Below are 15,108 nucleotides of genomic sequence, written 5' to 3' on the forward strand. Positions count from 1 at the left end.
GAAGACGCGCTAGTGTATAAGTACAAAAACAAACGAGGTGAAAACATGGGGTCTAACGCTATAAAATCGGCTTTCGTGCTGGGGGTCTTATCTGCTTCTGCATTGTCAGGGTGCAGCACACCAATTCAAAAACAACCAACACTAGCGCAAACGCTTGAAACTGGAGGTGCGCTTAAGCCTTTACAAAAAAACATTGAACTCGATCAGGCGGACTTATTTTTTGATATTCACCCTGAGACAAAGTCGGTAATTGGCACAACGACATTGACACTCACCGTAACGGCTGAACAGAAGCAGCTATTGTTAGACTTGGACAACAACTATCGTATCTCATCAATTACCGCCGCAGGGCATCCGGTGAGTGACTTTAGTCACGAAAAGGGTGAGATCCGTTTTACCCTACCTGATAATGTCACCGTCAACCAGCCGTTCGAGGTAACTATCAATTATGAGGGCCAGCCTCATGTGGCTGAACGAGCGCCCTGGGATGGCGGCTATGTGTGGTCTAAAACTGAGTCAGGTCAACCGTGGATCGCGACCGCAGTGCAAGGTGAGGGATGTGATTTAATTTGGCCCTGCCTCGATCACCCAACGTTTGAGCCGCAGCAAACAGATATTCGCATTCGTGTGCCAAAGGGACTCGTCGCGGCAAGCAATGGTCGACTTATCGAAACCACTGAGGGCGATGATTGGAGCGAATATCATTGGCGTAGCGAACAGTCACAAAATAATTATGGCATCGCGTTAAATATCGGTCCTTACGATAAGCTCGAGACGACCTATCACAGTCGTTACGGGCATGAATACCCGCTTGTATTCTATTACTTGCGAGGCGAGAAGGAAAAAGCACAAAAACTCTTTGCGGAGTTTCCTAAGCAACTTGAATTTTACGAACGGGTCATAGGGCCATACCCCTTTTATGCTGAAAAAATGGGGGTTGTACAAACACCTCATTTAGGGATGGAGCACCAGACCATTAATGCCTATGGGCAGGATTATAAACCAGGGAAGTACGACTTTGACTGGCTACTACAACATGAGCTGGCGCATGAGTGGTTTGGCAACCAAGTCACGAATACGGACTGGGACCATATGTGGCTACATGAGGGATTTGGTACTTATATGCAACCACTCTACGGCCAGTATCTACATGGTGATGCCCTATACCATACAATGATGTATGACCAGCGTATTGGGATTCGTAACGAGCATCCCATTGTTTCAAATAAACCAATGTCCGAGGATGACGTCTACAAAGCTGATCGTGGACCGGGTAGCGATATTTATCAAAAAGGCGCTTGGGTCTTGCACACGCTGCGTTACCTGATTGGCGATGAAGCCTTTTTTAACGCAACCCAACAGCTTGTCTACGGTACGGACGATCCCAAGCCAGGTAACTTCAAGCCACATTTTGCCGATACCCAAGACTTCATCGATGCCGTTAATGCCGAAACGGGAAAAGACATGACATGGTTTTTTGAGCATTATATTTATCAAGCGGCTCTACCCGAGTTAGTCTCCGAACGCGACGGCGACCAACTTACGCTGCACTTTAAATCGGCAGCAAAGGCTCCTTTTACGATGCCCGTCGAAATACGCGTCGGTGGTGAGGTAAGAACCGTTGTCGTATCGAAGGAGGCGAAGACAATTACACTCCCGTCTAACGACGTACACATTGTACTCGATCCAGAGTCGAAAATTTTGCGGCAACAAGATTATTTGGATGAATATTCGGCGTTTGAAGCCAAATAAGCGATCCAAAACACCATGGAAGGTTTATTTATTAAGTATCTTTTAGAAACGAGAAGGAACGCATGAGCTACGTAAAAGAAACTATTGATATGTTGAAACGCACCTCTCCGGCGCAAAATGAGTTTTATCAAGCGGTGGAAGAGGTATTGGAGTCTATCGAACCGTTGTTGGAGGAGCACCCCAAATATCGTCAACAGGCGATCATTGAGCGACTCGTAGAACCCGAGCGACAGATCATGTTTCGCGTGCCATGGCAAGATGATGAAGGTCAGGTTCATGTGAATAAGGGCTATCGGATTGAATTCAATTCAGCCCTAGGTCCTTATAAAGGTGGGTTGCGATTCCATCCATCAGTGAACGCTGGCATCATTAAGTTTCTTGGTTTCGAGCAGATATTTAAAAACGCGTTGACTGGACTCCCAATTGGGGGCGGTAAAGGCGGCTCAAACTTTGATCCGAAGGGCAAGTCTGACGCGGAGATCATGCGTTTTTGTCAATCGTTTATGACCGAGTTGCATCGCCACATAGGTCCTCATACCGATGTTCCGGCAGGCGATATTGGTGTGGGAACCCGCGAGATTGGCTATCTTTTTGGCCAGTATAAGCGGCTAAAAAATCGATTCGAGGGTGTACTGACTGGTAAAAGTTTGCGTTGGGGAGGTTCGCACGCACGCAAACAGGCCACTGGCTACGGGGCTGTTTACTTTGCTCAATGCCTTTTAGGTGATCGTGGCGAAAAGCTCAGTGACAAGCGGTGCCTTGTATCTGGATCCGGTAATGTCGCCATATACGCGATGGAAAAGCTCTACGAGCTCGGTGCTAAACCGGTCACATGCAGCGATTCAAATGGTATGGTTTATCATAAATCAGGTATTGACTTAGACCTAGTTAAACAGATTAAAGAAGAAAACCATGAACGCCTAAAAACATATTTAGACACCCACGGCGACGCTGAATATATCGCTCGTGAAGATTACCCTGAAGACGGGCATAGTGTCTGGCGTTATGAGGGGGATATCGCGTTTCCGTGTGCAACGCAGAATGAACTGACTGAGCAGGATGCTCAAGCACTCGCTGAAAATGGCTGTTTAGCGGTGGTTGAAGGAGCGAATATGCCATCGACGCAAGCTGCGGTCGACTTCTTTATTGAACAAAAAATCGGTTATGGTCCCGGTAAAGCAGCGAATGCGGGCGGCGTGGCAACCAGTCAGCTAGAAATGGCCCAGAATGCGAGTATGCAGCAGTGGTCGTTTGATGAGGTGGATCGTAAGTTACAAGAGATTATGAAAACTATCTACTCTGACTGTAAGCGCACGGCTGAACAATTTGGCTCACCTAATAACCTCGTTTTGGGGGCCAATATTGCGGGCTTCAAAAAGGTCGCTGATGCGATGATTGAGCAGGGTGTCGTTTAATCTGACGATGGCATCATTAAAAAAGGGAGTGCACGCACTCCCTTTTTTTATTCCAGTTGATCATCGATACTGTCCGACTCTTTCTGTTCGATAAAGGGGTCGATAGGTCGACTCCGCTCCCAAAAGCCTGTTTCGTTATCCAAGTCTGCTCCAGTACAGGCGGGTTGTGGTCCAATATCGGGGTGTGAATCCCATTGCGAGTGGTTGCTGTTAGCCATGATAAGTTCCTCTAGATTAGGGCAATCACCTATTAGACGAAAAAATAACCAGTTTGGATGCTGTGTTCGAAAAATTTCATCAAAGCCAGCCTAATCTGCGTGATTTGATCCAATCATTTACAAATGGACATCTTTTTGAAACCCAAATACATAGATAACTCGCTATAGTTAGCTCATAACAAAAATAATTTCACGGTGATGCAACCTTTGCTTACGCGAGTACGACTCATTAAGTAAGCCTCAAGATTAGGAGTCAAGATTATGAAACGTTTAATTTCGATAGTCGCTGGCTTAGTCGTATCAGCGAACGTAATGGCAAGTGCAGAAATGAATATAGAACAGGCACCTGCGTCATCAAGTGTCATGCAACACTACACAGTGACACCAGGACAAACGGGTTATCATGAAACCATTCGTGGCAGTGTGCGTCTGACTCAGCAGCGCATGATGTATGACCTGATGTTAAGTAACCAAGCGATGTTAGCGAATGATGCTCAAACCGTCGTATCTCAAGTTCGTGAGCAGTTTCGGACGAGCAGCGTTGCGGCAACCGGATTTCCGAGTGCACTAAAGCTCCGCGCTGACAAATAGTTGTACCTTGTTCCCAACCACTGTCGAGTTGATTCGGCAGTTATAAAAAAGGCGCCTAGCGGCGTAATGCCGATCAGTTAAGAAATTTTCAATGATCGGTTGACCGATCCGGCAGAGTCTTCAAAATCCATAGTCAGAATTTCTGGCTATGGATTTTTTTATGTTTTTAAGTCAAGCGTTAGAACAGCTGCAAGAGTTTACCCCAGATGATTTCAGTAAGTTACCCGACTTACTCGAGCCTGAATTAGTCGAGCAATGCTTGCAGGATACAGGCGTTACGACGGTGCGTAAGCGTCGTTTGCCCATGGATTTTATGGTGTGGGCTGTTGTTGGCATGGCGCTTTTCAGAGACATGCCCATGCGGCAACTGGTTTCGCATCTTGATTTAATGTTGCCTGGTAACAGGCCCTACGTTGCACCCAGTGCTGTGGTTCAGGCACGTCAGCGCTTAGGCGCTGATGTGATGAAGCGGATGTTTGAGCTCACTAATCAGTTATGGTTCGATAAATTACCCACGTCTCATTGGAATAACCTATCGATTTTGGCAGTAGACGGGACTGTCTGGCGTACACCCGATACGCCTGAAAATAGTGCGAGGTTTGGACGCACAGCGAATCAACTCAAAGAGTCAGACTATCCTCAAATTCGTATGGTTAATCAAATGGAAGTCAGCAGTCATTTAGTGACAGCAACGGAGTTTGGCAGTATTGCACAAGCCAGTGAAGTTGATTTGGCAGCTAAACTTATCGAGCGAACGCCTGACCATTCACTGACGCTATTCGATAAGGGCTTCTATGCGCTGGGGCTATTAGAGCAGTGGCATCGGGCGGGTGAAGAGCGCCACTGGCTTATCCCGCTCAGAAAAGGCGCGCAATATACTGTAAAAACATCATTCAGTAGCACCGATAAACTGGTGGAAATTAAGTTATCCCCACAGGCAAAAAAGAAGTGGGATAACGCACCCGAAACCGTTGAAGCTCGGTTGGTGAGCAAGAAAGTCGGTAAGAAAGATGTGGCTATCTTAACCTCAATGACAGATACGATGCGCTATCCGGAAGCGGATATCGTGGACTTATATGCTCACCGCTGGGAAATCGAACAAGCTTACCGAGAAATGAAGCAGTATATGCTGAAAAATGAACTGACCTTGCGAAGTAAGCGTCCCGAGCTAGTTGAACAAGAGCTCTGGGGCATGCTCGTAGCATACAACTTGTTACGATATATGATGGCTCAAATGGCTTACAGCCTGAAGCAGGTCGAGCCCAATCAAATCAGCTTTAAACAGGCATCGCACTACCTCGTTGGACAGCTTCATATGCTCGTAAATATCTCTCCAGGGAAAATACCCAAAGTCATGGAGCAGATGATGGAAATGGCCAGCGCGTTTGTATTACCTGACCGACGAGAACGGCACTATCCACGAGCAATAAAAAGGCGACCGCAACGTTATCCGATGCGGTCGCCTAGAAAAAATGCTAGTCGTTAGCTTAACTGACAAGCATTAGCCTAGCGGCGCCTTTTACTTTTCTTCATATCATCGCCTATTGCTTAGGCATCTCTTGATGGAACTCTGCTAAGTCTTCAATCACTTGCTGATTTGGAAGGTCAGCAAAGCTAGCATCTTGGAACTTCTCACCGCGTAGTTGTACAGAGATCCGGGCACTATCTTCGTTTAATACCGTATCCTTGTAGAACTGTTTCGCGTTTTCCAGAGTCACTTGCTCAACCGCATTAATCAGCTGTTGCTTGGTATCAAAGTCATAACGATGTAAATACCAATCGCTCAACACCGGCTGTAACTCTTCAGACAGGTTCTTCGGCGGTTCGTTAAGCGTGACTAAGGTGCTTGATTTCAACTGTTCAAACGTCTCAGGCTTTAAGTTCTGCAATGTTTCCCAGTACTCCTTTTTGAAGGATTCAAAACGCGCCTGCATATCGGCAACATTTTTCACCGGAGTCTGAATATAAAGCCCAAAGCCGGTGTAGCGGTCCAGTTGTGGTGCAAAAGTACCTACCGCATAGGCAAGCTGCTCTTCGGTACGTAAGGTATCAAACGCCTCGGTACGGAAGTGGCCTTGCAATACGGTCGCTGCTGCTTGTGTAGCGAAGCTCGGTGTGCCGTTGATATGGGCATCAACAATTCCCACGTCTGCAACAGATAAGTCCTTACGTAACACTAAAGAAGTGTCAGCTTGCGGCTTCCAGAAGCGTGCAGTGCGGTATTCGGTGACGCTTCTGTCGGCGGGCAATAGATCTTTGATTTCATTGACTGCTAACTGTAAATCAGCCTTGTCGTAGTTACCAAAGGCAAACATTTTAATTGAGTTATTCGCTAATAGCTCATCCATGTAAGTTGCTAAATCAGCTGGTTTTACGTTCTGAGCAGCTTCGATAAGGCTGTCATCAGCAAACTGGCCTTCACGAATAATCTGACCATAAGCATCAAAAGATTGATACAGCGGGAATTGCTGACCTTTATTTTTAATACCGCGAACCAGACGATCAACAGCCTGTGCAAATGCTTGCGGCTCGACATCAAACGTGAGCTCATCTAATGCTCGTTGCATGAGTTCTGGCTGCTTGTCGGTAAAGCCCGAAATATTAAAGGTAAGACCCCGGTTATCGTTAAGACTTAAGCTCATGCCCGCGATGCTCGCCTCAGTCGATAAAGCACTCACACGCAGGTTGTAAAGATCCTGCCATAAAGCAAGCAGTACTGATTTCTTAACATCAGTAATCGGATCTGGATTGTTAATGATGGTGGTTAGCACGCCTCGTGGTTGGTCGGCAAATACTTGGCTTGGGTACTGCCATACCTCAATGCCGGGCTCTTCGATAACGACTTTCGGCTGGTCAAAGTCAGCATTTTTCTTTAAATCGAAGTTTTCAGGAAGCAACGTATTAACTTTAGGTAAGTTAATTGCGAGCTGTGGCTCGGCTGACCAAGTGGCAACCTCTGAAGCTGCAATATCTTCGACTTGGTATTTACCGTCGTAAAAACTCAGCTCTTTGTCGTGAGGTTCATCTTTAGAAATGTACCAAACGCGCAGGTGTTCAGGCGTTAACTGATTAAGTACGTTATTAATCGCTTCGGCATCAAATTCTTTGTATTCGTAAGGTGCGCTGATCACGTACTGAGCAGGATAATTCTGCATCGCGGAAGCAAGTGAAGCAACGTAACCAAACTCGTCTCCTTTTTCTAAGAAGCGGAAGCTGTTAGCTAGACTAGTTTGAATTTCTTTAAAGTATTTTTTATCAACGCCCTGCTCTTTAATCATGTTGATATATTGCATGATTAAGGCGGTGATATCTTCACGATGCTTCATACCTGCATCAGTCAGGTTAATATCGACGGTCAATGCGCCGTAATTACCATATTCAGTCGGGGACGCTGACGCATTTAAGCTAGAAATCAAGCCCATTGCCTTGAGGCGCTCAGTCGGTGTGCCTGGCATTTCTGAGCCCAACAGATAGGTCACAAAGCGATTCGGTTTGACCGCAAACTGGTCTTGGTTATCGTTGATAATAAACTCAAGGCGCAATTGCTTAACATCTTCATTGGGTACGTAGTGGATACGCTTTTTACCCGCTTTCGCAAAGTCGACTTTATCAGTGGTTTCTGGTGGCTCAATGTCATCATTTTCGATGCTGGCGAAATGCTTTTTCGCTAATGATTCCATTTTGTCGAGCGATTCGTTGCTGATCATTGCAACTTTCATGATGTTCGCTGAGTAATAGCGGTTATAAAAGTTCACAAGCTCTTCGTGCAGCTTGCTGTTCTCTTTATCACCGAGTGAATCGTTGTTACCAATTAAAAAGCGGTTTGCCGGGTGTTCACCTAAAAGCATGCGAGCGAGCTTAAACTGACCAAAGAAGTCCATCTCGCGGCGCATAGACCACTCGGCGTTGACAGCATTTTTTTCTTTGTCGGCGTATTCGGCATATAACTTGGGTGATTTGAAAAAGTCTGAGAAGCGGTCGAGTGCTTCGTCGTAGGCGCTGTTGTTGACTTTGAACATATAGTTCGTGATATCAAGCCAAGTGGATGCGTTTTGGCTACCACCGTTATTACTCATGAACTCGCTATAACCATTGGTATCCGGATACTTGTCGGTTCCGAGAAACAGCATGTGTTCAAGATAATGCGCCATACCTTGTTGGGTCATGGGATCTTTGAGCAAGCCAACGCCTACACTCAAAGCAGCTGCTGATTTTTCCGTGTTTGGATCAGAAATGAGCATGACTTCGAGTTGGTTGGGCAGTGTGACGACTCGATATTGGCGTTCGTCGTTCGGACTCTTTACGACTTGTTCAGCGAGTGCTTGTTGTGACTGCGCTGCTACTTGCCCATTATTAGATTGAGTTTCTGAACTGCTGCAACCAGCCAAAATAAGGGCTGAAGTGAGTGCAGACAGCATAAATAGATTCTTCATAAGCGTCATATTCCTGTTTAGGGTGTACTTTATAATAAACAGAAATACGCCGTTTCTTGCAGTAAAGAAATGCAACGGCACAAAGCAATTTGTAACAGAATTTGACAGCCGCCTGCCTTTGCAGACTAAGCGACTGTCAGTAAGTGGCTAGCGCATCGTCACAAACTCTTCCGCGCTGGTCGGGTGCAGAGCCACGGTTGAATCGAGATCAGCTTTAGTTGCGCCCATCTTCATCGCAGTCGCGAAGCCTTGTAGGATTTCATCCATACCTTCACCAATGCCGTGAATACCGACGACTCGCTCTTCTTTTCCGTAGCACACAATTTTGAAGTAGCTGAGTGCGCGGTGTGGCGTGACGGCGTTATACATCGCAGCAAAAGAAGAGGTATACACTTTGATATTGCTCTTACCGTATTTAACGATGGCATCTTCTTCGCTTAAGCCGACAGTACCAATGGTTGGATGGCTGAAAACCACGGTCGGGATATTCTCATAATCCATATGAGCGTTCGGCATATCATTAAACAAACGCTCAGCCAGCTGGCGACCCGCTTTAATGGCAACGGGCGTGAGTGCAGTAGCACCGGTATTGTCGCCTACGGCGTAAATGCCTTGCACGCTGGTGTTTTGGAACTTATCGACTTTAATAAAGCCTTGCGCGTCAAGCTCAACACCTGTTGTTTCGAGGTTGATCTTATCGGTTGCAGGGACACGGCCAATTGCCCACACAAGACAGTCGACATCCTTCATGGTTTCGCCGTTTTCAAAGTGCAAGGTGAGCGTACCGTTTTGCTCTTTAACCACTTCTTTAACCACGGTTTCGGTATGCAACGTAGGTCCGTCTTGCTCCATACGTTCTAATAGACCATCGGTGATGTAACGGTCGAACGAACGTAGTGGACGATCACGACGCACGAGTAAGTGTGTGTCTGTTCCTAGCGCCTGAAAAACGCCGGCAATCTCAACGGCAATGTAGCCTGCACCTACTACGGCAGCCTTTTTAGGTTGTTCTGTTAACGCAAAGAAGCCATCTGAATCGATACCGTGTTCTGCACCCGGCACATCGGGAATCATCGGTCGACCGCCAGTAGCGATGGTAATGTGGTCGGCAGTAATTTTCTCACCGTTAACTTCGACGGTGCGGTGGTCAACGAATTTGGCAAAGCCTTCGATAAATTCAACACCATTGCCTTGGAACCCACGATGGTAACCGCCGTGAATACGTTCAATGTAAGCCTCACGGTTTTTAACCATCGTTGCCCAATCAAAACCTTTCTGATCGAGATCAAAGCCATATGCGGATGAGTATTTCACTGCTTCGGCAATATGAGCGCCATACCACATGACCTTTTTCGGTACACAACCGACGTTAACGCAGGTGCCACCCACCGCATTGGCTTCTATAACAGCGGCTTTTGCGCCGCGAATGGCCGCACGGTTAGCTGAAGCGATGCCGCCGCTTCCTGCACCGATAGCTAAATAGTCATAATGTCTGCTCATGAAAATCGACTCCTCAAATCTAAGATGCGCATATGATGAGTAAAAACCCCGTATCATGCAACGAAGATACGGGGTTTATCAGTGGTTAATACCGATTAACTTAATCGGAAGATCAGTTAGCGAGCACCTGCTGGCAGGTTCTCCTTCAAGAACTCAGTCATCATGGTCCGAAGGTGTAGCGTGGTACCCTCGCCCTCATAAAGACCGTGTGAACGATTGGGATAAGCAAAAAATTCAAACTGCTTATTGTATTTAATCAATTCGTTGACTAAGCGTTCACTGCCCTGGAAGTGGACGTTATCGTCGCCGGTACCGTGGATCAGTAGCAAATCACCCTCGAGATTTTTGGCGTGAGTGATAGCTGAAGTTTCTTTATAACGTTCAGCTGATTCCGGCAACAGACCTGAGTAACGCTCTTGGTAAATTGTGTCGTATAACGTTAAGTCTGGTACGGGGGCGAGTGCCATACCCATATCGTAGGCTTCAGGATAACGGAATAGGGCGTTCAGCGTTTGTGAACCGCCGCCACTGTGACCCCAGATGCCGACACGATCGGTATCGATGTAATCCCAACGTTTTGCCATTTCTTGCAGTGCATCGTACTGATCACGAACAGTCACAACACCGAGATTTTTGTAAATCGAACGACGCCAATCGAAGCCGCGTGGAGATTTAGTTCCGCGGTTATCAATTGAAGCTACGATATAGCCTTGTTGGGTTAGCATGGTATGCCAAAGATACAACCAACCACCCCAGCGATTAGCAACCGTTTGACCCCAAGGTTCACCATAAACGTAGAATAAAATGGGATACTTTTTATTAGGGTCAAAGTCAGTCGGACGCATGATATAGCCATCAAGCGCTAACCCATCGCGAGCGGATACTCGGAAAAACTCGAGCGGCTTGTGGTTAAGTGCATCAACGGCTTTTTGCGCTTCATCGTTAGCGACAACCGTACGAATAACTTTGTGGTCGGGTAAACTGACCATATCAGTCACGGGAACATGGTTGACGTCGCTATAGGTGTGCTCGGCGTATTTTGCATCTTGTGAAACACTATAACTGTGAGTGCCTGGTTGATCAGGCGTTAAACGCTCTAATACACCACTCCCATCGAGTTTGGCACGGAATAAATAGCGCTCGAGTGGCGTTTCAGGTGATGCAATAAAGTAAACCCAGCCGTCGTTTTCGTTAATACGCAAGACTTCAACCACGTCCCAGTTACCGCGAGTAATCGTCGTCATCTTGCCGGTATCACGTTCAACACGGTAAATATGACGGTATCCAGAGCGTTCGCTCAGCCAAGTGAATGACTTGCCATTATCGAGGAACTTGACGTCATCAACGTATTCGGCCCACGAGTCGGTTGTTTCACTTAATAATTTTTGACTACGTCCGTTGCTGATGTCACTCAGGTAAACGCGATTGACGTCTTGTTTACGCGTGAGTTGTTGAATTAACAGTTGGCTTGAATTGCCCGCCCAATTCATGCGTACGAGGTAGTGCATGCGTGGGTCGCCAGGTAGTTGCATCCACGTGGTGTCGCCTCCGTCTGCTGGCATCACGCCAATACGCATGGCAGCGTTGGTTTCACCCACTTTAGGATAAGGGAACTGCTTTAACGTCGGATAAAGCGAATCGGTGTTATTGATCATCGTAAAGGTCGGCGTGCCTTCCGTATCTAACTGCCAGTAAGCAATGTGCTGACCATCAGGACTCCAGCGGAAACCATCACGCAAGAAGAATTCTTCTTCGTTAACCCAGTCAAAGGTACCGTTAACAATGGTGTCGCTACCGTCATTAGTTAACGTTTGAATGTTAAACGTATCCAAGTCTTGTACGTAAATGTTGTTCTGCATCACGTAAGCGACTTTAGTGCCTTGTGGATTAAATTTTGCAAACTGAAGCGTTGATTCAGGCGCATCACCGCCCAACTGACGCAATTCACCGGTTGTGCGATTCAGGACCCAATAGTCGCCCAGTGTATGCGTACGCCAACTGCGCTTAGTATTAGTGAAAATTAATACCTTATCGCCGTCGTTAGACCATTGGTAATCTGCAATATTAAGCGCGTGATCCCAGCCTTCAGGTGTGAGTGCTTGCGCTGATACCATAATATCGCGCGCATTGGTTTCGGGGTGGTAACGGACAATATCGCGACCTTTTACCTGTTTTGATGACTCAAGAGTCGTATAGCCCGAACCATCTTCTAGCCAGCGTGTTGGTGCAGGACGCTTTACACGAAATTTATCACTCGCAAAAATGTCTTGTAAAGAGAGCTGACCCTCAGTGGATTGAGCTGCTACCGAGTCATTTTTATCCGCAGACTGATTCGACATAGAGCTACAACCAGAAAGAGCAACGAGCGTCGCAAAACTCACCAGTGTTAGCCCCCGCTTTAGCGGCTTCAGTGCGCTAAAGGTTGACGCTTTAAAATTCATAGTCGGTTTCCATCTTGTTATTTAAAACATAAAAAGGATACCCGATGCGCGCCAGAAAATCAGTGTTTATGGTTGAAGATTGGACAAACTGCCCAATATAAGAGTTAAATTAATCGGTTTTATAAGGAAGGGTAAAGATGTCGAACCCACTACTTGAAGTCGCTAACAGTCATAATGCGTTGCCAAAATTTGCGGCGATTAAGCCAACGCACATAGAACCCGCGATTGAACAAGTTATTAACGATGCGAAAAGCACGGTTGATAAGGTGCTTGATACCAAACAATTTACTTGGCAAGGGTTTGTTGAGCCGTTGCAACGTGCGGATGAACGTATTCAAAAAGTGTGGGCTCCGGTGTCACACTTAAATTCGGTGATGAGTGAGCCTGAGCTCCGTAACGCGCATGACGCATGCTTAGCTTTGCTGTCTGAGTATGCGACTTACGTAGGTCAGCATCAAGGCCTGTTTGCAGGCTATCAAGCACTTGCTAATGGTGACGAATATTCTACGCTGAATCGGTCACAGCAGAAGCTAATTAATGATACCTTGCGCGACTTCAAACTGTCGGGTGTGGACCTACCTGAGAACGAGAAGAAGCGTTACGCGGAAATCACTAGTCGCTTGTCTGAATTATCGTCTCAGTTTAGTAACAATCTGTTAGATGCCACCCACGCCTGGCATTATCATATAACCGATGAAACGCTACTGAGCGGGCTACCCGATAGCGCGATTGAGGCTGCGAAAGAGGCGGCACAGGAAGCGGAAAAGGAGGGTTGGTTGTTTACCCTTGATATTCCGAGCTATCTACCCGTCATGTTGTATGCCGATAATGTCGAATTCCGTAAGGCGATGTATCAGGCTTTTGTGACACGCGCATCGGATGTCGGTCCGAATGCAGGTGAGTATGATAACTCCGACGTGATGAATGAAACGTTAGCCCTTCGTCATGAGCTCGCTAACTTACTCGGGTTTGATAATTACGCTGAAATGTCTCTGGCAACCAAAATGGCCGAGTCGCCTAATCAAGTGCTTTCGTTTCTAAACGATTTGGCTGAGCGCTCGTTAGATCAGGCTAAAGCAGATTATCAAGCCATTGAAAACTTTGCTAAAGCGCAGTCAGTACAAACCCTAGATGCGTGGGATGTTCCATATTATAGCGAGCAATTAAAACAGTCTGAATATGCGATTTCAGATGAGCAACTTAAGCCTTACTTTCCAGAGCACAAGGTAGTGGATGGGTTGTTCAGTGTTGTTAACCGATTATTTGGTATACATATCAAGGAACATAAGGAGATTGACACCTATCATCCAACCGTACGTTTTTACGAGATTACGGATGCCAATGGTGAAACACGCGGTTTCTTTTATATGGATTTATATGCGCGAGCTGGCAAACGTGGTGGCGCTTGGATGGCTGATTTTGTTGGCCGCAATCGTGATAGTAAGGGTGAGTTACAGTATCCCGTTGCATTTTTAACGTGTAATTTTAGTAAGCCAGTGGGAGATAAGCCGGCTCTGTTTACTCATGATGAAGTTTTGACTCTGTTTCACGAGTTTGGGCATGGATTACACCACATGCTTACCCAAGTAGACACGGGCGGTGTGTCAGGTATTGATGGCGTCGAATGGGATGCGGTGGAGTTACCAAGCCAATTTCTTGAAAACTGGTGTTGGGAACCAGAGGCGTTGGCCGATATTTCGGGTCACTACGAGACGGGTGAACCGCTCCCGCAAAACTTACTTGATAACATGCTGGCGGCGCGTAATTTCCAGTCGGCGATGCAAATGGTGAGGCAATTAGAGTTTTCACTATTTGATATGAAGTTGCATTATGAGTTTGATGCGGCGCAAGGTGCAGATATTGCGGGCGTCTTACAACGTGTTCGAGAGCACGTTGCTGTGCGTATCCCACCAGAATATAATCGCTTTCAACATAGCTTTGGTCATATCTTTGCTGGGGGGTACGCTGCCGGCTACTATAGCTACAAATGGGCTGAAGTGTTGTCAGCGGATGCGTTTGCCAAATTTGAAGAAAATGGCATTTTTGATCGAGCAACGGGTCGCGAATTTTTACACGCAATTCTCGAGCGAGGAGGCAGTCAACCTGCCGCTGAACTGTTTAGCGAATTTAGAGGGCGTGAACCCGATATAAATGCACTGCTCCGTCACAGTGGTATTGCCAATTAATAACGATTAAGAATGGGTGGCTAACACCCATTTGACGATGAGCATAATGCCTATCACCATTAAGACCGCCAAAATGATGCCAACGACGATAAAAGGCACAGGACTTTTTTTATTGAAGTCACGTTGGCGGTTTTTATCTGTTTGTACGCCAAAAAAAGCCGCAATAACACTCAAGAGTGTTTGCAAAATGGAGCCTTGGCTCATTCGCGCAATCTGCATAATATTCGGTTATAAGGCTGTCTGACTATTATAGCTAGAGGTCGACTGGGGCGTATGCTCTTCGGATGAGCTGAAGAGGAGTTCGATTAAATCGAAGAAGTGAAACTGGGTAGAGCGACTCTCACCTTTAAACCAGTTGGACCAAGTCACTTTCGTGCTAGGTGCTTGGCACTGTGCACTTGACTGCTTAATTTCGGAGGCGTTGAGTAACACTTCGCAACGTTGTGTTGAGTTAGCAGCTTGTTTAGAGACAAAAGCAGGACCTTGGTTCAGGGCAAAAACGCCTGAAGCCGTGAGAATCACGCCGACAGCGAGCGCTGCATATTTAGCGGATGTTTTCATGGTCAGCACCT

At 46.6% G+C, this 15,108-nt stretch carries 11 protein-coding genes; 5 read left to right on the top strand and 6 right to left on the bottom strand.

Annotated features, from left to right (window positions below; translation table 11 throughout):
* Positions 1–45 precede the first annotated feature (45 nt).
* Positions 46–1,752: a M1 family metallopeptidase gene (locus AC3AP5_RS12925; RefSeq protein WP_487326842.1), complete on the top strand. Its 1,707-nt coding sequence runs from the start codon at positions 46–48 to the stop codon at positions 1,750–1,752.
* Positions 1,753–1,814: 62 nt separating this feature from the next.
* Positions 1,815–3,167 (top strand): NADP-specific glutamate dehydrogenase, encoded by a 1,353-nt coding sequence (gene gdhA / locus AC3AP5_RS12930; RefSeq protein ID WP_487326843.1) that lies wholly within the window; start codon positions 1,815–1,817, stop codon positions 3,165–3,167.
* Between the two features lie 47 nt (positions 3,168–3,214).
* On the opposite strand, the gene AC3AP5_RS12935 is transcribed toward gdhA, so the two are convergent.
* The gene (locus tag AC3AP5_RS12935; RefSeq protein ID WP_487326844.1) at positions 3,215–3,385 is read right to left on the bottom strand and encodes a hypothetical protein; all 171 of its coding nucleotides are present in this window, start codon (positions 3,383–3,385) and stop codon (positions 3,215–3,217) included.
* Between the two features lie 261 nt (positions 3,386–3,646).
* On the opposite strand from AC3AP5_RS12935, the gene AC3AP5_RS12940 reads away from it, so the two are divergent.
* Complete coding sequence (locus AC3AP5_RS12940) at positions 3,647–3,976, top strand: hypothetical protein (RefSeq protein WP_006954399.1); 330 nt, start codon at positions 3,647–3,649, stop codon at positions 3,974–3,976.
* A 160-nt stretch (positions 3,977–4,136) separates the two neighbouring features.
* Positions 4,137–5,462, top strand: a complete 1,326-nt coding sequence (locus AC3AP5_RS12945) for an IS4 family transposase (protein WP_287832378.1) — start codon at positions 4,137–4,139, stop codon at positions 5,460–5,462.
* Positions 5,463–5,517: 55 nt separating this feature from the next.
* Here the strand turns inward: AC3AP5_RS12945 and AC3AP5_RS12950 are convergent, their stop codons facing one another.
* The 3 genes from AC3AP5_RS12950 to AC3AP5_RS12960 all read right to left on the bottom strand — a co-directional run bounded on the left by AC3AP5_RS12950 (position 5,518) and on the right by AC3AP5_RS12960 (position 12,350).
* Entirely contained in the window at positions 5,518–8,409 is a 2,892-nt protein-coding gene (locus tag AC3AP5_RS12950; RefSeq protein WP_487326845.1) for an insulinase family protein, read from the bottom strand.
* A gap of 147 nt (positions 8,410–8,556) precedes the next feature.
* Positions 8,557–9,909 carry a glutathione-disulfide reductase gene (gene gorA / locus AC3AP5_RS12955; RefSeq protein ID WP_272977586.1) on the bottom strand — a complete coding sequence of 451 codons (1,353 nt, stop codon included), beginning with the start codon at positions 9,907–9,909 and terminating at the stop codon, positions 8,557–8,559.
* A 116-nt stretch (positions 9,910–10,025) separates the two neighbouring features.
* A complete protein-coding gene (locus AC3AP5_RS12960) occupies positions 10,026–12,350 on the bottom strand; it encodes a S9 family peptidase (protein WP_487326846.1) in 2,325 nt (774 codons plus the stop codon).
* A 137-nt stretch (positions 12,351–12,487) separates the two neighbouring features.
* Here AC3AP5_RS12960 and prlC point away from each other — a divergent pair, with 137 nt between their 5' ends.
* Positions 12,488–14,536 carry an oligopeptidase A gene (gene prlC / locus AC3AP5_RS12965; protein ID WP_286682098.1) on the top strand — a complete coding sequence of 683 codons (2,049 nt, stop codon included), beginning with the start codon at positions 12,488–12,490 and terminating at the stop codon, positions 14,534–14,536.
* 6 nt (positions 14,537–14,542) lie between these two features.
* Here the strand turns inward: prlC and AC3AP5_RS12970 are convergent, their stop codons facing one another.
* The gene (locus AC3AP5_RS12970; protein ID WP_006954392.1) at positions 14,543–14,740 is read right to left on the bottom strand and encodes a DUF2970 domain-containing protein; all 198 of its coding nucleotides are present in this window, start codon (positions 14,738–14,740) and stop codon (positions 14,543–14,545) included.
* A 24-nt stretch (positions 14,741–14,764) separates the two neighbouring features.
* On the bottom strand, positions 14,765–15,097 hold the full coding sequence (locus tag AC3AP5_RS12975) for a hypothetical protein (protein ID WP_272977777.1): 333 nt from the start codon (positions 15,095–15,097) through the stop codon (positions 14,765–14,767).
* Positions 15,098–15,108 lie beyond the last annotated feature (11 nt).

Source organism: Idiomarina sp. D18, from assembly GCF_057748155.1.